The organism is Cupriavidus alkaliphilus, from assembly GCF_014191175.1.
GTDB classification, from domain to species: domain Bacteria; phylum Pseudomonadota; class Gammaproteobacteria; order Burkholderiales; family Burkholderiaceae; genus Cupriavidus; species Cupriavidus alkaliphilus.
In genome coordinates this window covers 1,284,744-1,304,913 of sequence record NZ_JACHWE010000001.1, presented here as the reverse complement: position 1 = coordinate 1,304,913, position 20,170 = coordinate 1,284,744, and the positions used below count along the sequence as shown (strand labels likewise).

General features: G+C 68.8%; 19 protein-coding genes. 9 read left to right on the top strand and 10 right to left on the bottom strand.

Going from position 1 to position 20,170, the window contains the following annotated elements; genetic code table 11:
- The first annotated feature begins 2 nt into the window (after positions 1-2).
- Positions 3-605 (top strand): hypothetical protein, encoded by a 603-nt coding sequence (locus FHX60_RS06180; RefSeq protein ID WP_183282757.1) that lies wholly within the window; start codon positions 3-5, stop codon positions 603-605.
- A gap of 65 nt (positions 606-670) precedes the next feature.
- On the opposite strand, the gene FHX60_RS06175 is transcribed toward FHX60_RS06180, so the two are convergent.
- The 6 genes from FHX60_RS06175 to FHX60_RS06150 all read right to left on the bottom strand — a co-directional run bounded on the left by FHX60_RS06175 (position 671) and on the right by FHX60_RS06150 (position 6,242).
- On the bottom strand, positions 671-2,293 hold the full coding sequence (locus tag FHX60_RS06175; RefSeq protein WP_092308453.1) for an ABC-F family ATPase: 1,623 nt from the start codon (positions 2,291-2,293) through the stop codon (positions 671-673).
- A gap of 193 nt (positions 2,294-2,486) precedes the next feature.
- Entirely contained in the window at positions 2,487-3,443 is a 957-nt protein-coding gene (gene ldcA / locus FHX60_RS06170; protein ID WP_183282756.1) for a muramoyltetrapeptide carboxypeptidase, read from the bottom strand.
- A complete protein-coding gene (gene tadA / locus FHX60_RS06165) occupies positions 3,440-4,075 on the bottom strand; it encodes a tRNA adenosine(34) deaminase TadA (RefSeq protein ID WP_183282755.1) in 636 nt (211 codons plus the stop codon). Before tadA ends, ldcA begins: the two co-directional genes overlap by 4 nt.
- A gap of 10 nt (positions 4,076-4,085) precedes the next feature.
- Positions 4,086-4,562, bottom strand: a complete 477-nt coding sequence (locus tag FHX60_RS06160; RefSeq protein WP_092308459.1) for a 6-pyruvoyl trahydropterin synthase family protein — start codon at positions 4,560-4,562, stop codon at positions 4,086-4,088.
- Positions 4,563-4,707: 145 nt separating this feature from the next.
- Positions 4,708-5,343 carry a 7-carboxy-7-deazaguanine synthase gene (queE, locus tag FHX60_RS06155; RefSeq protein ID WP_112774243.1) on the bottom strand — a complete coding sequence of 212 codons (636 nt, stop codon included), beginning with the start codon at positions 5,341-5,343 and terminating at the stop codon, positions 4,708-4,710.
- Positions 5,344-5,735: 392 nt separating this feature from the next.
- Positions 5,736-6,242 (bottom strand): DUF1993 domain-containing protein, encoded by a 507-nt coding sequence (locus FHX60_RS06150; protein WP_112774242.1) that lies wholly within the window; start codon positions 6,240-6,242, stop codon positions 5,736-5,738.
- 193 nt (positions 6,243-6,435) lie between these two features.
- Between FHX60_RS06150 and FHX60_RS06145 the strand changes: the two genes are divergently transcribed.
- Positions 6,436-6,837, top strand: coding sequence for a hypothetical protein (locus FHX60_RS06145; RefSeq protein WP_062799553.1), 402 nt, complete (start codon positions 6,436-6,438; stop codon positions 6,835-6,837).
- Positions 6,838-6,846: 9 nt separating this feature from the next.
- Here the strand turns inward: FHX60_RS06145 and FHX60_RS06140 are convergent, their stop codons facing one another.
- A complete protein-coding gene (locus FHX60_RS06140; RefSeq protein WP_183282754.1) occupies positions 6,847-7,485 on the bottom strand; it encodes a DUF2239 family protein in 639 nt (212 codons plus the stop codon).
- 182 nt (positions 7,486-7,667) lie between these two features.
- Here FHX60_RS06140 and FHX60_RS06135 point away from each other — a divergent pair, with 182 nt between their 5' ends.
- Both FHX60_RS06135 and FHX60_RS06130 read left to right on the top strand, forming a co-directional pair.
- Complete coding sequence (locus FHX60_RS06135; protein ID WP_221209896.1) at positions 7,668-9,197, top strand: FAD-dependent oxidoreductase; 1,530 nt, start codon at positions 7,668-7,670, stop codon at positions 9,195-9,197.
- A 116-nt stretch (positions 9,198-9,313) separates the two neighbouring features.
- Positions 9,314-9,754 carry a DUF2231 domain-containing protein gene (locus FHX60_RS06130; protein ID WP_183282753.1) on the top strand — a complete coding sequence of 147 codons (441 nt, stop codon included), beginning with the start codon at positions 9,314-9,316 and terminating at the stop codon, positions 9,752-9,754.
- Between the two features lie 12 nt (positions 9,755-9,766).
- On the opposite strand, the gene FHX60_RS06125 is transcribed toward FHX60_RS06130, so the two are convergent.
- Positions 9,767-11,077, bottom strand: a complete 1,311-nt coding sequence (locus FHX60_RS06125; RefSeq protein WP_112774239.1) for an NAD(P)/FAD-dependent oxidoreductase — start codon at positions 11,075-11,077, stop codon at positions 9,767-9,769.
- 31 nt (positions 11,078-11,108) lie between these two features.
- Positions 11,109-12,536: a homospermidine synthase gene (locus FHX60_RS06120; protein WP_183282752.1), complete on the bottom strand. Its 1,428-nt coding sequence runs from the start codon at positions 12,534-12,536 to the stop codon at positions 11,109-11,111.
- A gap of 251 nt (positions 12,537-12,787) precedes the next feature.
- On the opposite strand from FHX60_RS06120, the gene FHX60_RS06115 reads away from it, so the two are divergent.
- Positions 12,788-13,249 (top strand): hypothetical protein, encoded by a 462-nt coding sequence (locus FHX60_RS06115; RefSeq protein ID WP_244159774.1) that lies wholly within the window; start codon positions 12,788-12,790, stop codon positions 13,247-13,249.
- A gap of 47 nt (positions 13,250-13,296) precedes the next feature.
- On the opposite strand, the gene FHX60_RS06110 is transcribed toward FHX60_RS06115, so the two are convergent.
- Positions 13,297-17,415, bottom strand: coding sequence for a putative Ig domain-containing protein (locus FHX60_RS06110; protein ID WP_183282751.1), 4,119 nt, complete (start codon positions 17,413-17,415; stop codon positions 13,297-13,299).
- A gap of 453 nt (positions 17,416-17,868) precedes the next feature.
- Here FHX60_RS06110 and FHX60_RS06105 point away from each other — a divergent pair, with 453 nt between their 5' ends.
- The 4 genes from FHX60_RS06105 to FHX60_RS06090 are packed head-to-tail and all read left to right on the top strand — an operon-like array spanning position 17,869 to position 20,018.
- Entirely contained in the window at positions 17,869-18,417 is a 549-nt protein-coding gene (locus FHX60_RS06105) for a phage tail protein (RefSeq protein WP_112774235.1), read from the top strand.
- Positions 18,418-18,426: 9 nt separating this feature from the next.
- Complete coding sequence (locus FHX60_RS06100) at positions 18,427-18,963, top strand: phage tail protein (protein WP_183282750.1); 537 nt, start codon at positions 18,427-18,429, stop codon at positions 18,961-18,963.
- Between the two features lie 13 nt (positions 18,964-18,976).
- On the top strand, positions 18,977-19,498 hold the full coding sequence (locus FHX60_RS06095) for a phage tail protein (RefSeq protein WP_183282749.1): 522 nt from the start codon (positions 18,977-18,979) through the stop codon (positions 19,496-19,498).
- Positions 19,499-19,505: 7 nt separating this feature from the next.
- Complete coding sequence (locus tag FHX60_RS06090; protein WP_183282748.1) at positions 19,506-20,018, top strand: GNAT family N-acetyltransferase; 513 nt, start codon at positions 19,506-19,508, stop codon at positions 20,016-20,018.
- Positions 20,019-20,170 lie beyond the last annotated feature (152 nt).

Here is a 20,170-nt window from a genome sequence, read left to right as displayed (position 1 = left end):
GCATGGTCGATCCGATCTACCGCAAGACGCAGGCGGGGCAGGACGAGATCCGCAGCCGCGCGCGCAAGCTGGACCACAAGCTGCGCGCGCTTTTGCTGATGGTCAACGGCGAGCGCCGCGAGCAGGCATTGCTGGCGCAGGTGGCGGGCATGGGGGTAGGCCCGGAGGCCATGGCAACGCTGCTGGCCCAGGGGCTGGTCGAAGCCGTCGCCGAACCGGCGCAGCCACCCGCCAGCGCGCCGCAAGCACCCGTAAGGGTCGCGCCACCGGCTGCCGACACCAACCTGTTCTCGGTCTACGCGATGCGCCATGCGCCGGTGGCCGAGGTAGCGGCGCCGCCGCATACCAGTGCAGCGGCGGCCCACTCGCCCGCCGAGATCCAGGCATACCAACGCCTCTACCATTTCTATACCGACGTGATCGGGCAGCATCTCGGGCTGCGCGGCTACATGCTGCAGGTGAAGGTGGAGAAGGCCGCCGACCTGCCCGCGCTGATGGCGCTGCGCGAACCGCTGCACGCGGCGCTGCTCAAGGCGCGCGGCGACATCACCGCCCGCGCCATCATGGCGCAGCTGGACCAGGTCCGCGACGGCAGCGCCGCCTGACACACCGGTGCGGACAAAAAAAAGGCCGCCCGGAGGCGGCCTTCAGCATGCAGCGGGTGCGGCGCTCAGCCGTCGATGCCCTGCGACTGCAGGTACTCGTCGTACGTACCCAGGTAGTCGGTCAGCGTGCCGTCGGTGCGGACTTCGATGATGCGCGTGGCCAGGCCGCTGACGAACTCGCGGTCGTGCGAGACGAAGATCAGCGTGCCCTGGAACTTGTCCAGCGCGATCTGCATCGACTCGATCGATTCCATGTCCATGTGGTTGGTCGGCTCGTCCAGCGCCAGCACGTTGTGGCGGCCCAGCATCAGCTTGCCCCAGATCATGCGGCCCTTCTCGCCGCCGGACAGCACCTTGACGTTCTTCTTGATGTCGTCGGCCGAGAACAGCAGGCGGCCCAGCGTGCCGCGCAGCGAGGTCTCGTCGTCGCCGGCCTGGGTCCACTGGCTCATCCAGTCCATCACGTCGCGGTCTACCGGGAATTCCTCGTAGGTGTCCTGCGGCATGTAGCCGACGTTGGCGTTCTCGGCCCACTTGACCGTGCCGCGGTCCACCTCGACGCCGCGCTGCACGCCGGTCTGCACCGCGCCGTTCAGCAGGCTGCGCAGCAGCGTGGTCTTGCCCGCGCCGTTCTCGCCGATGATCGCCACGCGCTCGCCGGCCTGGATCGCCATCGACAGGTTGTCGATGATCTTGCGGTCGTAGGTCTTGGTGATGCCCTCCACTTCCACCGCGAGGTTGTGCAGCTTCTTCTCGAACTCGAAGCGGATGAACGGGTTCTGGCGCGACGACGGCTTGATGTCCTCGACCTTGATCTTCTCGATCTGCTTGGCGCGCGAGGTTGCCTGGCGGGCCTTGGACTTGTTGGCCGAGAAGCGGCGCACGAAGTCCTGCAGTTCGCTGATGCGCTCCTTGGCGCGCGCGTTGGCGGCCATCTGGCGCTCGCGGGCCTGCATCGACGCTTCCATGTACTCGTCGTAGTTGCCCGGGTAGACCTTGAGCGTGCCGTAGTCCATGTCGGCCATGTGGGTGCAGACCGAGTTCAGGAAGTGGCGATCGTGCGAGATGATGATCATGGTGGAGTTGCGCTCGTTGAGCACGGTCTCCAGCCAGCGGATGGTGTTGATGTCCAGGTTGTTGGTGGGCTCGTCCAGCAGCAGCACGTCCGGGTTCGAGAACAGTGCCTGCGCCAGCAGCACGCGCAGCTTCCAGCCCGGCGCGACGTCGCTCATCGGGCCCTGGTGCTGCGCGGTGGGGATGCCCACGCCCAGCAGCAGTTCGCCGGCGCGCGCCTCGGCGGTGTAGCCGTCGTATTCGGCGTACTTGGCCTCGAGCTCGGCGGCCTTCATGTAGTCTTCGTCGGTCGCTTCCGGGTTGGCGTAGATGGCGTCGCGTTCCTGCGCGGCGGCCCACATCTCGGTGTGGCCCATCATCACCACATCCAGCACGCGCATGTCTTCATAGGCGAACTGGTCCTGGCGCAGCTTGCCCAGGCGGATGCCCGGCTCCAGCATGACGTTGCCCGACGAGGGCTCGAGGTCGCCGCCCAGGATCTTCATGAAGGTGGACTTGCCGCAGCCGTTCGCGCCGATCAGGCCGTAGCGGTTGCCCTCGCCGAACTTGACCGAGATATTCTCGAACAACGGCTTGGGGCCGAACTGCATGGTGATGTTTGCGGTAGAAAGCACGTCTTGAACCTTGTCTGGAGATTGTGGCGCCGCGGCGCGGGCCGGAAGCATTCCGGCGGCCATGGCCGGCGCTGCGGCACGGGCCACGCCGGGTTCATGCGAGAACCCGGGAGGAAATCAGGAAATAACCGCGCATTCTATCATCCGGGCGCATTCCTTGCGACCGGCGCGCGCGCGGCGGAAAGCCGCTGGCTCAGGCCAGCGGCGGCAGCACCGGATAGCCCGAGAACGCCATGCTGAAGCCGTCGGCACGTGCCGACAGCCGCACCTGCGCCCCGACCGGCAGCGTCAGCTTGCGGGCGCAATGCCCGAACGGCAGGCCGGTCAGCACCGGCACCGGCAGCTGCTCGCGCAGGTAGGCCACCACGGCGTCCATGTCGTAGCCGTTGTCGTAGTCGGTGACGCGGTAATTGGAGAAATCGCCCAGCACGATGGCGCGCTGCGCGCCCAGCACGCCGGCCTGCTGCAGCTGGACCAGCATGCGCTCGACCCGGTAAGGGGGCTCGTTGATGTCTTCCAGAAACAGCACCCCGCCCTGCACCTGCGGCATGAACGGCGTGCCCAGCAGGCTGCACAGCATCGCCAGGTTGCCGCCCCACAGCGTACCCTCGACGCTGCCGGAGAACGGCTGCCCGCCGGACTGCGGCGCGGCGATGTCGACGCGGTAGGCCGGATTGCGCAGGATGCCCTCGAAGTGCTCCCACATGAAGGCGTCGACGGCTTCGGCGCCGAAGTCGGCCAGCAGCATCGGTCCGGCAAAGGTGACGCCGCCGGTGGCCGCCAGATAGGCCAGCTGGAACGCGGTGAAGTCGCTGTGGCCGACGATGGGCGTGCCGCTGGCACGCGCCTGCCCGGCGATGCGGGCAAAGTCGACCTGCGCCACCAGGCGCGCGATGCCGTAGCCCCCGCGCACCGCCAGCGTCAGTTCATGCGGCACGCCGGTGCCGATCGCGTGCAAGTCGGCCAGCCGCTCCGCGTCGGTGCCGCCGAAGCGCAGGTAGCGCCGCGCCAGCACGTCCGGGTTGGTCATGTGGTAGCCATGGTGCTTGAGCCAGGCACAGCCACGCGCGGCGGTGGCGACATCGTGCGGATACCCGGACGAGGCGATCAGTCGGACTTCGGTATGCGGCCTGCTGTTCGGCGTGCTCATGCTTCAGTGTCGTGGTTCTGGTCGGGTCCGGCGGCCGGCTGGGATGCAGCGTTCTGTGCCGACGCCTCTTGCGCGGCCTTTTGCGCCGCCTTTTGCGCGCGGCGGCGGGCGCCGAAGAAGTCCTTCAGCATCTGGCCGCAGGGCTCGGCCAGCACCCCGCCGGTGATGCTGGTCTGGTGGTTGAGCTGTGCCTGCTCGAACAGGTTGACCACGCTGCCGGCGGCGCCGGTCTTGGGGTCGCTCGCCCCGAACACCACATGGCGCAGCCTTGCATGCAGGATCGCGCCGCTGCACATGGCGCACGGCTCCAGCGTCACGTACAGCTCGCACTCGGGCATGCGGTAGTTGCCGATGACCTGGGCGGCGGCGCGCAGGGCCTGCATTTCGGCGTGCGCCGACGGGTCGACCGAGCGGATCGGCAGGTTGTGGCCGCGCGCGATGATGGTGTCGTTCCAGACCACCACCGCGCCCACCGGCACCTCGCCCGCGGCTTCGGCCAGGCGGGCCTCTTCGAGCGCGGCGCGCATGTAGCGCGCGTCGCGCTCGGCGGCTTGCGCCGGATCGTCCGGCAGCGCGCGCGGCGCACGCAGCGGCAGCGGTGGCGGCGAAGGCGGCAGCGGCGGCTGCGTCATCGTCGCCCGCTCAGTCCTGCGCGGGCAGCTGCACCGGCGCGCTGACCTCGGCCCAGCAGTTGGGCGTTTCGAACAGCACCAGCCTGGTCAGCTGCAGCTGGTGGCCGAAGCAGTCCTTGAACACCGGCGCCAGGATGTCGAAGGCCACCTGGGCCAGGTTCTCGACCGTCGGGATCGCGTCCAGCACCACGGTCTTGTGCCCCTCCATCGATTGCAGGAAGTTCAGCAGCGCGGTGTCGCCGCGATAGATCAGGAAGGCGTGGTCCCACTTGCTGACCAGGTGCTCGTTGGCAAGCGCCTTGATATCGCCGAAATCCAGGATCATGCCGTCATCCGACGCGCCCTCGCGATGCAGCACCTCTCCCGACAGCGTCAGGTCGAGCCGGTAGCGGTGGCCGTGGATATTGCGGCACTGCCCGCAGTGGTTGGGGATGCGGTGGCCGGAGTCGAACTCCAGCCGGCGGGTGATGGAAACTTGTTTGCTCATGTGTACCGGCGCCGGTGCCGGCCGCCTGCGTTGAAGCGGACGCCGCGCGTGCGTCCGAAGCCTCTATTGTGGACTGAATTGCCTGGGTGGTGATGCCCTTGCGCGCGCCGATGCCGCCCGGGGCCGGAGTCCCCGGCGCGACCGCTCAGCGAATGCCCAGCAGCTTGTGGGTCTGCAGCGACAGCCGCCAGCGCGGGTGGCGCTGGCAGAAGGCCACCGCAGCGGCGGTATTTTCCCGCGCCAGCGGACCGTCCATGGCCTGCACCAGGAAATGGCGGAAATCAAGCTTCTCGTATGCGGCGAAGTCTTGCCCTTCCTGCGGGATCACCACTTTCAGCTCATCGCCGCGCGTGACCACCAGCTCCGAGCCCATCTTGGGGCTGACGCAGACCCAGTCGATGCCGGGCGGCACGGCAATGGTGCCGTTGGTCTCGATCGCGATCTCGAAGCCCTGCGCATGCAGCGCCTCGATCAGCGGCGCATCGAGCTGCAGCAGCGGCTCGCCCCCGGTGCAGACCACCAGCGGCTTGCCGCCGGCACCCTGCGGCCACTCCGACGCGACCACCGCGGCCAGCTCCTCGGCGCTGCGGTACTTGCCGCCGCGCGTGCCATCGGTGCCGACGAAATCCGTATCGCAAAACTGGCACACCGCGCTGGCGCGGTCCTGCTCGCGGCCGCTCCACAGGTTGCAGCCGGCAAAGCGGCAGAACACCGCGGCGCGGCCGGCGTTGGCGCCTTCGCCCTGCAGCGTATAGAAGATTTCCTTGACGGCGTAAGTCATGCGTGGGGGTCTCTCTCGGACCGTAAACAGCGGTTCGCAGCAGTTCGGCAGCGTTTGCTGGCCGGGGTTCAGTAAAGGATGGGCAGGGCCGGAGCCGGACCTCGCGCCGCGTGGTCACATTGGCGCGTGGTCGCGCCCTCTGTGGACCGAATCGTATCGATCGGGGCGGCTGTGCTGGCAGCGCGGGTGCTGCCGGGTGGGGCTGTCCTGGCCTGTCGCAGGCTGCGCCCGGCATTGGGCCGGACGTGCCGCAAGTATACCAGAGGCCCCAGGGTTTCCGCTTGGCCGCCGCAGCCCGGTCCGCCCCGGCAAAGGTGATGTACAACGCTCGCGCCGGGCCCGCGCCGGTCGGCGTCGCGCGGCGCGCCCGGCCCGCCCGGCCCGTTGCCCGCCTACTTCAGCCCGAGGTAGTCGCGCTTGCCGATCTGCACGCCCTTGTGGCGCAGGATGTCGTAGGCGGTGGTCACGTGGAAATAGAAATTGGGCAAGGCAAAGCCCAGCAGGTAGGACTTGCCGTCGAAGCGCAGCGGGCCCTGGGGCAGCTTCAGTTCGACCACCCGCTGTTCGCTGCCTTCCAGCTGCGCCGGCGTGATCTGCTCGAGAAACGCGATGGTGCGGCCGATGCGGTCCTGCAGTTCGGCAAAGGTCGTTTCGGTATCGGCAAAGGACGGCACCTCGATCCCGGCCAGCCGCGCGGCGCAGCCCTTGGCGGCATCGCTGGCGCGCTGCACCTGCGCCGGCAGCGGATCCATGTCGGCGATCAGGCGGGTCTGGATCAGGTCGGCCGGGTCCATCCCCTGCGCCTGGGCGTGCGCCGCGCCTTTGGCGAGGATCGCATCGAGGTGGCCCAGCGCGCGGATAAACGAAGGGATCGAAACGTCGTACATCGAAAGTGCCATGGAGGGTCTCCTGTGCAGGGGCGGGTTGCTTGTCTTGCGGCCCGGCATGCGGACCGGACTGCAGCCGCGAGCATAGACCGGATCGGCCTTCGCTGCCGGACCATGCGCCGCAGGCCGGCATCCTGATTTAACATAGCCAGCCACCGCCCCCGCAATCCTGCAATCCTGCCGCCCTGCCCAGCCTGCGCCCGACATGAACGCGCCGTTCCCTCTCCGCACGGAATGCCCGCCCGGTGCCTGCATCTGCGGGCGCGAAGCGCTGCTGAGCGACCCCGATGCCGACCTGCGCGTGTTGCGCCTGACGCGCGCCGAGGAAAAGCGGCTGGTCGAGCGGCTCGAGAACCTGACCAGCCTGGCCGAGCTGCAGCGCATGGAGGGCCTGATGCAGGCCCAGCTCGGCATCGTGCTGAGCATCACGCCCAGCGCGCGCGGCGTGCGCACCGTGCGCGGCATCAGCATCCAGGTGCTGGAGCAGCCCGGCCTGTGCCGCAAGATCCGCCAGTCGATCCCGTCCGCGATCCGGCGCAGCATGGAGGCGCACCCGGAAATCGCCTACGCCATCGTCGATGCGCACGACCTGCTGGGCGGAACCTGAGCGCGCCGCTCAGCCGTTGCTGTCAGCCAGCCGCAGCGCGTGTTCGCGCACATCCGCCGGCCAGTCCGCGATCTGCCGGGCGAATCCCGCCAGGTCGCGGGCGAACAGCGCCCGGCTCGCCTCCTCGAATCCGGCCAGGTCGCCGGCAATCGCCACCATGAAGTGATACGCGCGCTCGCTGGCGGCGCGGCTGCGGTCCTTGCCGGCATGATCGCGGCGCGCCTGCTCGACCAGCTTGCGCAGTGCCACCGAGGCGCCGCCCGGCTGCGCGGCCAGCCATTCCCAGTGGCGCGGCAGCAATGTCACCTCGCGCGATACCACCCCCAGCCTGGGCCGGCCGCGGCCGCGCGGTTCGGCTGTCTGCGGCACATCGCCGCCCTCACCGCCCTCACCGACCTCACCGGCCGCCGGGTGCGGCGCGGCCAGCTGCGCCGCGCGCACTGCCGACCGTTCAAGCATCTCGTCTTCGGTGCCGCTGGTATCCAGGTCGATCGAGCGGCCGGTGCTGTCGTCGAACACCAGCACCGGCCCCGCGGCGCCGTGGTCCAGGGCCCGTCTCAGCGCCAGCGCGTTGTCCGGCAGCGGACCCGAGGCAATGCGGCGGTGGCCATCGAAGGTGGTGAAGTGGCGAGGCATCAGGGCGGTCATGGCAGCTCTGCGAAAGAGAAACAGGAACATCGCCAAATATTACCCGGATGAAAAAGAAGTCAATATTACCCGGGTAATTTATGGCGATCCGACCGTCCGGGTGTAGGACCGCGCCCGATACCTGCGCCGGCACCACTGACCTATCACTGAGACATAGGCAGAACAAGCGGAGGCCGGGCGGCATGACGATTTCATACTGGGCAGCCGGTTCCACCCTTTCCAGCCCGCCCCTGGACGGCGACGCGACCTGCGACGCCTGCGTGATCGGCGCGGGCATCGCCGGGCTGTCGGTCGCCTATGAGCTGGCCGCGGCCGGACAGGCGGTGATCGTGATCGATGCGGACGGGCCTGGCGCGGGCGAGACCGGCCGGACCACCGCGCACCTGATGACGGCCTTCGACGATTATTTTTTCTACATCGAACGCCACCTCGGGCATCAGGCGGCACGGCAGGTGGCCCAGAGCCACGCGGCCGCGGTGTCGCGGATGGAATCGATCTGCGCAGCGGAGGCCATCGACTGCGACTTCCGGCGCGTCGATGGATTTCTCTTTGCCGAATCGGCCGATGGCGAGGAACTGCTCGCGAGGGAACTGGATGCCGCGCACCGGGCCGGCCTGGACGACGTCGAGCGGGCCGGCGACGTGCCGACCGGCAAGGTGGCGCTGCGCTCGGCGCTGCGGTTTCCGCGGCAAGGGCAGCTCCATCCGCTGAAGTACCTGGGCGGCCTGGTCGACGCGATCCAGCGCCGCGGCGGCAAGGTGTACGGCAAGACCCGCGCCATGGAGGTCGAAGACGGCCGGCCCGCCACCGTGCGCACCGGCGGCGGCGCGCGCATCGAGGCCGGCAATGTCATCGTCGCCACCAATACGCCGTTTATCGACCGCTTTGCCATCCATACCAAGCAGGCCGCGTACCGGACCTTCGTGGTGGGCATGAAGGTGCCGCGCGGCAGCATGCCGCTGTGCCAGTTCTGGGACACGCTCGATCCCTACCACTACGTGCGCATCGCCGGCGACCTCGACGCCGGCTACCAGCTGCTGATCAGCGGCGGCGAGGACCACAAGGTCGGCCAGGCGGACGATGCCGGACAGCGCTTTGGCAGGCTGGTCGACTGGACCCGCCAGCGCTTCCCCGTGGTCGACGAACCCGTGTTCGCGTGGTCGGGTCAGGTGATGGAGCCGGTCGACGGGGTCGCCTTTATCGGCCGCAACCCGGGCGACGCCCATGTCTATGTCGTGACCGGCGATTCCGGCAATGGCATGACCCACGGCGCGATCGCCGGCATGCTGATCCGCGACCAGATCACCGACCGCACCAACGACTGGGCCGCGCTTTACGATCCGTCGCGCAAGTCGGTGACCGCCGTGGTCGAGTACGCGCGCGAGAACGCCAATGTGGTGGTCCAGTACGCCGACTGGCTGGGCAAGGACGACGGCGTCGCGCTCGATGCCATCGCCCCGGGCGCAGGACATGTGGTCAAGGCAGGCGGGCGCCATGTGGCCGCGTTCCGCGATGCGGATGGCGGCCTGCACACCTTCGACGCCACCTGCCCGCACCTGAAATGCCTGGTCCAGTGGAACAGCCTGGAGCAATCCTTCGATTGCCCATGCCATGGCTCGCGCTTCGGCGTCGATGGCTCGGTGCTGCATGGTCCGGCGAAAGGTGGCCTGGAACCCGTCAACGTGACACGGGACGACCAGCGCCATCATTGAACGGGGAGGCACGCCGCGCCGGCACTGCGATGGCATTGCGATGGCGCGGCGAACGCGAGGGCCCTTGCGCGCCATGAATGCGTCCTGAATGCGCCCTGAACGTCAAAGGAGTCGCCATGCTCACTCCCGCCAGCATTGCCAAGCACCCGATCCATCCGATGCTGATCACCATCCCCATCGGCTTGTGGATCTTTTCCTTTGCCTGCGACCTGATCCGCTATTTCGGCGGCGACAGTCCCAACTGGCCGGTGGTGGCCCTCTATGCCATGGTCGGCGGCATCATCGGCGCGCTGATCGCGGCCCTGCCCGGCCTGGTCGACCTGCTGTCGCTGCCCAGCGGCATCCGCCGCATTGCGCTGCTGCACATGGGCATCAACCTGACGGTGGTCGCGCTCTATGTGATCAACGCCTGGTGGCGCATGCGCGGCGCCGGTGCCGGCGCCATCGTGCTGTCGGCGATCGCGATCGGCCTGCTGGTGGTGTCCGGCTGGCTCGGCGGGAAGATGGTGCATGTCCACGGCGTGGGCGTGCAGACGCCGCCCGCACCGCTACGGTGACCAGGCTGGCCCTTACAGCAGGTCGCGCAGCCTGTAGTACCACATCCCCAGCACCAGCGCCGGGGTCCTGAACAGCGCGCCGCCCGGGAAGCGGTGATGCCGGATGCGGGTAAAGACATCGAATCTCGAGGCATCGCCGCTCATCGCCTCGGCGATCAGTTTGCCGGCCATGCCGGCAAACGACAGCCCATGGCCGGAGAATCCCTGCGCATAGTAGAGGTTGGTGCCGATGCGGCCCAGGTCGGGCGCCCGGTTCATGGTGATATCGACGAAGCCGCCCCAGGAATAATCAATATTCAGGTCCGCCGTCTGCGGAAACACCTGCAGCATGCGCGCGCGGATGCGTTGCACCAGGTTGCCGGGCGGGCGCGCGCTGAAGGTCTCGCCGGCTCCGAACAGCAGGCGGTTGTCGGCACTGAGACGGAAATAATCGACGATCAGGTTGTTGTCGGATACCGCGACCCGGCTCGGCATCAGCGCGGCGGCACGTTGCGCATCCATCGGCTCGGTCGCGATCATGTACGTCCCCACCGGCATGATGCGCGCCGCGATTTCCGGCGCCAGATGGTCGCCGAACTCGCCCAGGTAGACGTTGCCCGCCAGCACCACCTGCCGGCACCGCACTTCGCCCTCGGCGGTCTTTACCACCGGCGCCTGGTCGCGCTCGACGCGATAGGCGGGCGAATTCTCGAATACCTCGACACCCTGCCGGCGCGCCGCATCGCCCAGCCCCAGGCAATACTTGAGCGGATGCAGGTGGCCCGAGTGCGGGTCATACGCTCCCGCGACGAAGCGGTCGCTGGCGACATGGCGGCCCAGTTGGGAACCCTCCACCCATTCGAGCGGATAGTCATAGCGCTCGCGCATATGGCGCACCCAGCGGCGCAGGCCGTCGACCTTGTGCGCCCTCGGCGCCAGCGTCATGTAGCCGCGCACGTGGTCGCAGGCAATGCCGTAGGCGGCGATGCGCTGCTCCAGCAGCCGCATGCCTTCGACCGATGCATTCCAGGCAGCCTGCGCCACCTCGGCCGGGCACTGGCGCTCGATCGCGCCCTCGCCTTCCGCACCGAAGCCCACGATGGCCTGGCCGCCATTGCGCCCGGAAGCGCCCCAGCCGATCCGATGCGCCTCGAGCAGCGCAACATCGAAGCCGCGCGCAGCCAGCTCCAGCGCGCACGACAGGCCGGCATAGCCGCCGCCCACCACGCACACCTCCGCATCCGTGCGTCCCTGCAACGGCCGGCTCGGCGCCGGCCGCGCGACGCTCGCCTCGTAGTACGAGTTCTCGATGACGCCCAGTTCTTTCTGCAGCAGCCCCGACATCGCCTTCGGCTCCGGTTGCGCCTGGCCTGTGCTACGGCACGCGCACGTTGACGAACTGCCAGGGGTCTTCGTCGCCCGCTTCCGGATACAGCTGCGAGTGCTGCGTCAGCGGCGTCCAGTCGCCATAGACGCCGACCAGCTCGCCCAGGTAAGGCCGCGCCACGCGCAGCACCGCTTCGTAATCCAGGTCATCGGGCTCGACCACGCCCGCGCGCGGATGCTCGAGCGCCCAGACCACGCCGCCCAGGATACCGGCGACCACCTGCAGGCTGGTGGCGGTGTTGTGTTCCACCAGTTGCCGGGCATGTTCCGTGGTCAGCCGGGACCCGTACCAGTAAACGCCGCGCGCATTGCCCATCAGCAACACCCCGAGCTCATCCCTGCCGGCGACGATGTCGTCGCGCAGGATGCGCTGGTGGTCCTGCTTGCGCCCGCCGTTGCCCATCAGCTCGTTGATCGACAGCAGCGCATCGTCGCAGGGACGGTAGGCATAGTGAACGGTCGGCCGGTAGACCACTTCGCCGCTGTCGCGCAGCGTCAGGTGATCGGCAATCGAAATCGATTCGCCGTGGGTGATCAGGAAGCCGTGGTAAGGGCCGCCCAGCGGCGTCCAGCTGCGCACGCGCGTGGCGAATCCCGGACGCGTCAGGTAAACCGCCGCATCCGAGCCGAACCCGTGCCGCCGCGCATCGGCCGGCCAGTGCCGTTCGTGCGTGCCCCAGCCGAGTTCGGCCGGTTGCAGCCCCTCCTCGATAAAGGCGTCGACCGACCACGTGTTGATGAACTCATTGGCGGCCTTGCGCCGCTCGCCGACCTGGGTATCCTGCTCGGCGATGTGGATGGCACGGATATCCAGCTGCCGCGCCAGTGCCGCCCAGTCCTCGAAGCTTGCCGGCGTTTCATGGTCGACGTCGTTGTCCGCCGCGATATTGATTAGCGCCTGCTTGACCAGTGCCGACACCAGGCCCGGGTTGGCGCCCTGCGTCAGGATCGCGGTGGGCCCGTCGCGCTTGTCGAGGCGGAACGCCAGCACGCCTTCGCGCAAGGCATAGTTGCTGCGGCGTGAGAGCGGCGCGGCCGGGTCCGTGGCCGCGCCCGCCCACGGCTCGATCGAGGTATCCAGGTACAGCGCGCCGTGCTCCCAGCAATAGCGCACCAGCGCCTCGCTCGAGACGTTGACCGACAGGTTCAGCAGGAAGTCGCCCTTGCCGACGAGATCCTGCAGCACCTGCTTGTGATTTTCCTCGGTCAGCGCCTTGCTCACTACGCGGATGCCATAACCCTGCGCAACGGAGAGATCGTTGCCCGCCGGACAGATCACGGTGATCTGCCCCGGCGTGATGTCGAGATGGCGCAGCAACACCGGCAACACGGAACGCGCGATGCTGCCGAAACCGACGACCAGCATGCGGCCGGCCAGTCCGCCGAACTTCTTGAAAGTGGTTGCCGGCGAGTCCATCGCGTGCTCCCGAGATACCGCCGCTGCGGAGATGACTTCTATCTCTCATAAGCAATCCGCATGCCGGTCCCTTGAGGCGCGCCATGCGCAGCGATATGTCGCTGCCTGCTGCCGCGCACACCGACCGATGTGGCCTCAGGTAACTATTGCCACCGGACACCGGCAAACCTTGCAACGGTGTGCGCGCCACCATGCGCGCCGGGCTGGAACGCCCCTTGCGGCTGCCGTGCTTCCAACGCAAGGAGACGACGATGAAAGCTCGGACATGGATGATGGCGTGGCTTGCCTGCACGGCGCTGGCCAGCGGCGCGGCACTGGCGCAGGGCGCGGGTGGTGCTGGCGGAGGCGCCGGCGGCAGCTCGGGCGGCGGCAGCGCCGGCACGGGTCCGTCGGGCACGACCGGCACGCCGGGCAGCCCGGGCACGCCCGGGACCGGCACCAGCATGACCGACGGCGGCGGCAAGGCCGCCAGCGGCGACACGCACGGCAGCTCGCGCTCGTCGGCCGGCAAACGACATGGCACCGATGCCGGCGCCGGCCGCGCGGCGGGGGCATCGGGCGTGGCCGCGCCCTCGGGCTCGACGGGGTCGCCGTCGGTTACCGGGCCGGGGACCACGCGTAGCGGCGGACTGGACGCGCCCAGCACGGGCACCGGCGGCACCGGCACCACCGGACCGTCGGGCGGCGCGCCCGGAACCGGCATGGGTCGCTGAGCAGCGCGCGACTGAGCGCGGACAGCGGCGCGGGCGCGGCGCCCCGGCTAGAACGGCGCCGCGAACGTCAGCCGCACGCCTTGCTGCAGCCCGCCCATGCCGACCATCACGTTGTAGTCGAGTCCAAACGTCATCGAGCGCGTGCGCAGCTTGCCGCCCAGCCCCAGCTGCAGGCGATCGCGCCCGTATGGCGCGTTGACCACCGTGTAAGCAGGTCCGGTGCCGGCAAGGTCCGCGTACGCCAGCCCGGCCCCGCTCTGGCCGCTGAAATCATGCTGGTATTCCAGCCGCGCGAACGGCAGGAACAGGCCCCATCGCGTCGCCGTGGCGTATTCCGTGCGCAGCCCGAGCGTGCCGGACACCGTGGTCACGGTCTGGCCGAAATACTTGAGCGCGCTGAACCCGGCGCCGGTCTCGGTGAACGGGTCGAGCGTGCTGTCGGACACTGACAGCCGTCCGTACGGCGACACCAGCCAGGCCTCGCTCCGGTACTCGTATCCCGCCGACAGCGAGGCGAAGATCTGGTGACCGTCGCGCTTGCCGTAGGCGAACGCGCTTTCGTCGCCCACCCAGCGGCGCGAATCGAAGCTGAGCGAGCCGTAGCCGGCGACGCCGTCGATAAACAGCGACGGCCGCGGCCGGTAGCTGCCGTACAGCGCGGCGCTGAAACTGTCCGCCGTGCTGCGCGTGCCGGCCGAACCCACGTCGGTGCTGTCGCGGCCATAGCCGAAGCCGATGCCGAGCGTGAGCTGGTCGGAGAAGCGATAGTCGGCCCCGGCCGTCACGCCCCCCGTGGTGAAGCGGAAGCCCGAGCGCTGCGTTCCCGCATTGGCGAAGCCGAAGTCGACGGTGCCCGCGGTCCAGAATGCCAGGCGCGCGTCGTCCGCGTCTGCCACGGCAGGCTGGCCGCCAGGGTCAGCGCCGCCGGGCAGGTCCGGCGCATTGCCGGGGCCATTGCCGGCGCCATTGCCGACGTCTGCCGCCGCGCGCGCGGTGCGCGAGCCAGCCGCAGGGTCGGTGGCGCGCCCGCGCTGGCCGGCTGATGCCGTGCCGCGCAGGCAGGCATCGCGCGCGGCGAAGCCCTCGACCGCCTGGCAGCGTTCCGGATCGGCCTGGGCGCGCGGCATCACCACCGAAATCTGGTTGCCCGACGGCGCCCTGCCCCTGCCGTGCAGCGCCTCCAGGCGCTGGTTGTAGTTGGCGATCTGCGCGGTGGCAAAGCGCCGGGCCGCCTGGATCTGCGCGTTGACCAGCCCCACCACGTCAGGGTCGGTGGACGGGTCCCGGCGCGCTGCCACGGCCACCTGGATCAGCGCCGGCGACGACGTCGCCACGGCATTGCTGAGCGTATAGGTCACCACCGCGGTACCGGCGAAGGCGGCCGCGGGTACGAAGTTGACGGTGTAGGCGGTGGCGGCGACCTGCTTGCCGTCCGCGGCCGGCGTCTTCGGCGCGGCGCTGGCGACGGTGGCGGTGCCGGCATCGGCGGGCACCACCGACACGATCGCCGCGCCGGTAAACGGACCGCCGCTTGCGCCCTCGGTGACATCCACATCGACGGGCCGGCCCGCCAGCGTCGACACCTGCCTCTGCGCCACCGGGACCGGCACCGCATTGACCGTGACGGTCACCGGAACCGGCGCCGAGGTGCCGGCGCTGTTGACCAGCGCATACGTGAACGTGATCGGGCCCGACGCGGTCGGCACCGGCGTATAGACGATGTCCAGTCCGTTCACCACGGCGCTGCCGCTGGGTGGTGGCGTGACGATGCTGACGCCGGAGAAGGGGCCGTTGGCGGCATTGGCGGCGGCATGGATCGTCACCGGCGCATTGGACAGCGTGGTCACCGCCACCGGTGGCGCCGAGGGTATGCCCTGCCCCGTCGCCAGCGTATAGACGCGGCTGGTGCTGTACGGGGCGCCGGCGCCGGTGCTGCTGTCGCTCACGCGCACCGTGAAGGTATGGCTGCCGGGCGCCGACGGCGTGCCGCTCAATACCCCGGTGGACGCGTTCAGCGACAGCCCCGCCGGCAGCGTTCCGGCAGATACGGCAAAGGTATACGGCGCGATGCCGCCACCCGCCGTGAACGCCTGGCTGTACGCAACGCCTGCGACCGGCGCAGGCAGCGTCGCCGGCGACAGGCTCAGCGCCGGCGCGCCTACGGCGAGCGTGTAGGCGCGGCTGCCGGTATAGGGCCCGGTGCCGGTGCTGCTGTCGGTGGCACTCACGGTGAAGTTGTAAGTGCCACCGGCGGTCGGCGTGCCCGACAGCACGCCGCCTGCCGACAGCGTCATGCCGGCAGGCAAGGTCCCCGCCGTGATCGCAAACGTGTATGGCGCCGTGCCGCTGCCTGCCGTGACAGCCTGGCTGTAGGCCGTGGCGACGGTCGCCTGCGGCAGCGTCGCCGGGTTGATGACGATGGTCGGCGCTCCGATCGTGAGGCTGTACGCGCGGCTTCCGGTAAAGCCGAGGCTGTCGGTCGCCTGGACCGTGAAGCTGTAGCTGCCGCCGGCCGCCGTCGTGCCGGCAATGGCGCCGGTCGTGTTGTTCAGCGTCAGGCCGGGCGGCAAGGCGCCCGCGATCACGCTGTAGGTGTAGGGCCCGGTGCCGCCGCTGGCTGTCACGCTCTGGCTGTAAGCGATGCCCAGCGCAGGATTGGCCAGCGTCGCGGGCGCCAGCACCACCGTCGGCGTGGCGATGGTCAGCGTATAGGCACCGGCCACGCTGTACGGCCCCGTCCCCGTGCTGCTGTCGTTGGCCTGGATGGTGAACGACACGGTCCCCGCCGTGCCCGGCGTACCAGCCAGCACGCCCGTCGCGCTATTGAACGCCAGCCCGGACGGCATGATGCCGCCGGTGACCGTCATCGCGTAGGCATAGGGAGCGGTGCCGCCGCTCGCCGCGAAGGCCTGGCTGAACGGCGTTCCCGCCACCGCGCTGAGCCCGCCTGGCGACGGCGACAGGTTCATCGCCGCACCGCCCAGCACCAGCGACAACGGGCCGCTGATGACACTGAAAGGCCCGGTTCCGGTGCTGCTGTCCGTCACCCGCACCGTGAAATTGAAGATGCCGCCTGCCGTTGGCGTACCCGCAAGCAAACCCGATGTCGACAGGGTCATGCCGGCCGGCAGCGTGCCCCCCGCCAGTGCATAGGTGTAGGGCCCGGTTCCACCGGTGGCTACTGCCAGCGAGTGGCTGTAGGCGACGCCCACCGAGGCCGGGGGCGGCGACGATGGCGCATACAAGAGGGTCGGGCTCGCCACGGTGATCGTCACGGTAGCTGGCGCCGAGGTGCCGGACGCGTTGGTGGCCGTATAGGTAAAGCTGTCCGGTCCGGCATAGGACGAGTTGGGTGTGTAGCTGATCGACGTACCGGCGACGATCGCCGAGCCGTGGCTGGGCGACGACGCCACGCTGACGCTGCTCGCCGCTCCGCCCGTGATGTTCAGCGTGATGGGATTGCCGGCGCTGCCGTAGGCCACCGTGGCACTGACGCTGTTGGCCACCGGCGGGCCCGAGACATAGGTGAACTGATCGGCGGCGCTGATGGCGCTGGTGCCGCCGGCGGTGGTCACGGTGACGTCGATGGTGCCGGCCGGGCGCGCCGGCGCCGTGGCCGTCAGCGAGGTCGGGCTGTTGACCACGAACGATGCGGCGGTACCGCCGAAGCTGACCGCAGTCGCGCCGACGAAGTTGGTGCCGGTAACGGTCACCGAGGTGCCGCCGCTGACCGGGCCTGACGAAGGCGTCACCGCGGTCACGGTCGGCGGGCCGCCCGCTACGTTGAATTGCACCGTGCCGGCGGGCGCCCAGCTCGCGCCATTGTCGCTGGTGAAGAAAGTTGCGCTGTCGGTGCCGATGAAATTGGCGGGCGGTGTATAGACAAAGCCGTTTTCGTTCTGGCCGTTCGGCAGGTTGCCGTTGTAGATGTACAGCATGCCGCCCTGGGATGTGGGGGTGGCCTGGGTCGATGCGCCGAAGTTGCCGTTGCCGATGGCGTCATAGGCGATGCCGAACTGGTTCGGATCACAGGCGGCGTAATCCGCGGCGGTGAAGGCATAGACCTTCTGCTGGTTGGACGTGGCGGCGATGTTCAGCGTGCACGAGACGGCAAATGCCGGCGCCGCAGACCCCAGCAGCAAACCCAGACACAGTGCCACCAGCACCGACCCGAGCCGGCAACGCCGGCCCTGCCACCACCGTTGGACACGTGCGACGGCCCCCGCCGCCTGCCCGGCACGCTCCGCGCCGGCGCAACCCCTGGCTTCTCTTGACACCCGATTTCTCCCGACACCCGCGGCTTGCGGCGGGTTGCCATTGCCGTCGTCGAGCGCGGCGCGCCGATACTTGGCCGGGCGGCTCGGGACGGGCGTTGTTATTTTTGTTGACTTTCCGCTGGCATCGCCAACACTTCGGTCTGTCCGTGAATCGCGCGGGATGGCTGCGGAACGGGCCGCAATACTGACGCGGCCCGGAGCAGAAAATACGTCAAATCGATCAATACGTAATTGATCAAATTTGATATCAGATATCAAATTTAATTAAATCAGTATTGGTGCGGCGCCGTTGGGCAGGCAGGCGCCGCGTCTTGGGGTGTTGTTCAACCGGGGAGGCAGATCTTGGACCAGTATCTGGGAGAAATCCGTCTGTGCGCGTTCGCGTTTGCGCCAAAAGGATGGGCGCTGTGCAACGGCGCCTTGTTGTCCATCGCGCAGAACCAGGCGCTGTTCAGCCTGCTCGGCACGCAATACGGCGGCAATGGCACCACCAATTTCGCCTTGCCCGACCTGCGCGGCCGCACGCCGCTGCACCGCGATCCCGACGGCATCGCACAGGGCCAGACGGCCGGGGTCGAGTCGGTCACGCTGACCACTTCACAGGTGCCCGCCCACACCCATCCGTTCAACGTCTCTTCCAGCCCGGCGACGGCGCTGAATGTCGGCGTGTCGCAGGACCGCGTGCTGGCGGCCAGCAACCTGTATAACCCCAACGATCCGTCGGTCTCCGGTCCGGGCGAACTGTTGTACGGCACCCCGGACTCGCTCACGCCATGGCTGGACGAAGCCTGCGGCAGCACCGGCGGCGGGCAGCCGCACGACAACATGCAGCCGTCGCTGGTGCTGAACTACATCATTTCGCTGGTCGGCATCTACCCGAGCCGGGGTTGAGGAGACATCATGGCGCAACCGTTCGTGGGTGAGATCCGCATGTTCGCCGGCAACTTTGCCCCGGTGGGATGGGAGTTCTGCGCTGGCCAGACGCTCAGCATTGCCGAGTACCAGCTGCTGTTCTCGCTGCTGGGCACGCTCTACGGTGGCGACGGCACCACCACCTTCAGGCTGCCCGACCTGCGTGGCAAGCTGCCGCTGGGCCAGGGCAGCGGGCCGGGACTGAGCCAGCGCACCATCGGCCAGGCCTTCGGCAGCCCGAGCATAACCCTGCTGCCGGGCCAGATCCCCGGGCACACCCATCCGATCCAGGCGACCAATACCATGGCCTCGACCGTGACGCCGGGACCAGGCGTACTGCCCGGCACCACGCCGTCGCCCAACGCCTTCTACGACGCCGGCACCGCCAACCCGCCCGGCAAGAACCCCTTTGCGGCCGGCACGCTCGGCATGAGCGGCGGCACCCAGCCACACAGCAACCAGATGCCGACGCTGTCGCTGAACTACATCATCGCCACGGATGGAATCTATCCGTCGCAAGGCTGAACACGGAGGCCATATGTCAGACCAGTACCTGGGAGAAATCCGCATCTTCGGCTGCAACTACCCGCCGGCCGGCTGGGCTGCCTGCGACGGGCAACTGATTGCGATCCAGCAGAACCCGGCGCTGTTTTCGCTGCTCGGCACCCAGTACGGCGGCAACGGCACCACCAACTTCGCCCTGCCCGACCTGCGCGGCCGCGCCGTGACCGGCGCGGTCGACAACCAGCTGGGCAATCCGCAGGGCACGGCCACGGTCACGCTCACCGCGGCGGAAATGCCCGCGCACAACCACGCGGCATACGGCGATACCGCGCGCGCGGTGTCCACCGAGGCCAGCGCCAGGCTGCCCGCCCGCTTCATGCTGCCCAACAACCAGAGCTGCATCCCCGTCAATGCCTCGCCGGCACCGGTCATGACCACCTTGTCGCCGCAGGCCGTGGGCACGGCCGGGGCCAGCCAGCCGCACGAGAACATGCAGCCCTGCACGGCGCTGATGTACTGCATCGCGCTGAGCGGCGATTATCCGCCGCGTCCGTAGGCCGCCGATGACCGCCATCGCCGTGCCCGGCATCGCGCTGCGGCCGGTCGCCGCGACGGATGAAGCCTTCCTGGCACGCCTGTACGCCACCACCCGGGACGCGGAAATGCACCGCACCGGGTGGAGCGAGGCGCAGCGTGCCGGCTTCCTCGCCATGCAGTTCAAGGCCCAGCAGCGCGCCTACCAGGCCTACCCGGATGCCGAGTTCCTGCTGATGCTGCGTCACGGCGAGACCATCGGGCGCCTGTACCTGCAGCACAACGCCTGCGCGCTGCGCGTGATCGACCTGTCCTTGCTGCCCGAACACCAGAACCGGGGCATCGGCGGCAGCGTGCTGGCGGCGGTGTTGGCGCTGGCCGGTAGCACGGGCAAGACCGTCGACCTGCATGTGGAACGGCACAACCGCGCCCAGGCGCTGTATCGGCGGCTCGGTTTCCGGACGGTGCAAGACAACGGCATCTATCGACGGATGGTCTGGAACGGTCCGCCCTCCCTTGCCGAAGGGCCTGCGCAGGCCTGAGTTAAACGCCGCTTACTGCCAACGGCCGGCACCCCGCCCTGCCCTCTCACCCTAATCCCGATGAGTAATGGCGACCGGCATGGCGCGATCCTATATTGCCCCAGCAGCATGCATGTCCGGCGCAACGCGCAACGCGACATCGCTGCACGGAG

Excerpts from the sequence above, each read along its gene's own strand:
- FHX60_RS06090 (WP_183282748.1), top strand. The coding sequence starts at position 19,506 with ATGACCGCCATCGCCGTGCCCGGCATCGCGCTGCGGCCGGTCGCCGCG.
- FHX60_RS06145 (WP_062799553.1), top strand. The coding sequence starts at position 6,436 with ATGAACGCGCCGTTCCCTCTCCGCACGGAATGCCCGCCCGGTGCCTGC.
- FHX60_RS06160 (WP_092308459.1), bottom strand. The coding sequence starts at position 4,562 with ATGAGCAAACAAGTTTCCATCACCCGCCGGCTGGAGTTCGACTCCGGC.
- FHX60_RS06120 (WP_183282752.1), bottom strand. The coding sequence starts at position 12,536 with ATGGACTCGCCGGCAACCACTTTCAAGAAGTTCGGCGGACTGGCCGGC.
- ldcA (WP_183282756.1), bottom strand. The coding sequence starts at position 3,443 with ATGAGCACGCCGAACAGCAGGCCGCATACCGAAGTCCGACTGATCGCC.
- FHX60_RS06135 (WP_221209896.1), top strand. The coding sequence starts at position 7,668 with ATGACGATTTCATACTGGGCAGCCGGTTCCACCCTTTCCAGCCCGCCC.
- tadA (WP_183282755.1), bottom strand. The coding sequence starts at position 4,075 with ATGACGCAGCCGCCGCTGCCGCCTTCGCCGCCACCGCTGCCGCTGCGT.
- FHX60_RS06130 (WP_183282753.1), top strand. The coding sequence starts at position 9,314 with ATGCTCACTCCCGCCAGCATTGCCAAGCACCCGATCCATCCGATGCTG.
- FHX60_RS06100 (WP_183282750.1), top strand. The coding sequence starts at position 18,427 with ATGGCGCAACCGTTCGTGGGTGAGATCCGCATGTTCGCCGGCAACTTT.
- FHX60_RS06180 (WP_183282757.1), top strand. The coding sequence starts at position 3 with ATGGTCGATCCGATCTACCGCAAGACGCAGGCGGGGCAGGACGAGATC.
- FHX60_RS06125 (WP_112774239.1), bottom strand. The coding sequence starts at position 11,077 with ATGTCGGGGCTGCTGCAGAAAGAACTGGGCGTCATCGAGAACTCGTAC.
- queE (WP_112774243.1), bottom strand. The coding sequence starts at position 5,343 with ATGACTTACGCCGTCAAGGAAATCTTCTATACGCTGCAGGGCGAAGGC.
- FHX60_RS06150 (WP_112774242.1), bottom strand. The coding sequence starts at position 6,242 with ATGGCACTTTCGATGTACGACGTTTCGATCCCTTCGTTTATCCGCGCG.
- FHX60_RS06115 (WP_244159774.1), top strand. The coding sequence starts at position 12,788 with ATGAAAGCTCGGACATGGATGATGGCGTGGCTTGCCTGCACGGCGCTG.
- FHX60_RS06095 (WP_183282749.1), top strand. The coding sequence starts at position 18,977 with ATGTCAGACCAGTACCTGGGAGAAATCCGCATCTTCGGCTGCAACTAC.
- FHX60_RS06140 (WP_183282754.1), bottom strand. The coding sequence starts at position 7,485 with ATGACCGCCCTGATGCCTCGCCACTTCACCACCTTCGATGGCCACCGC.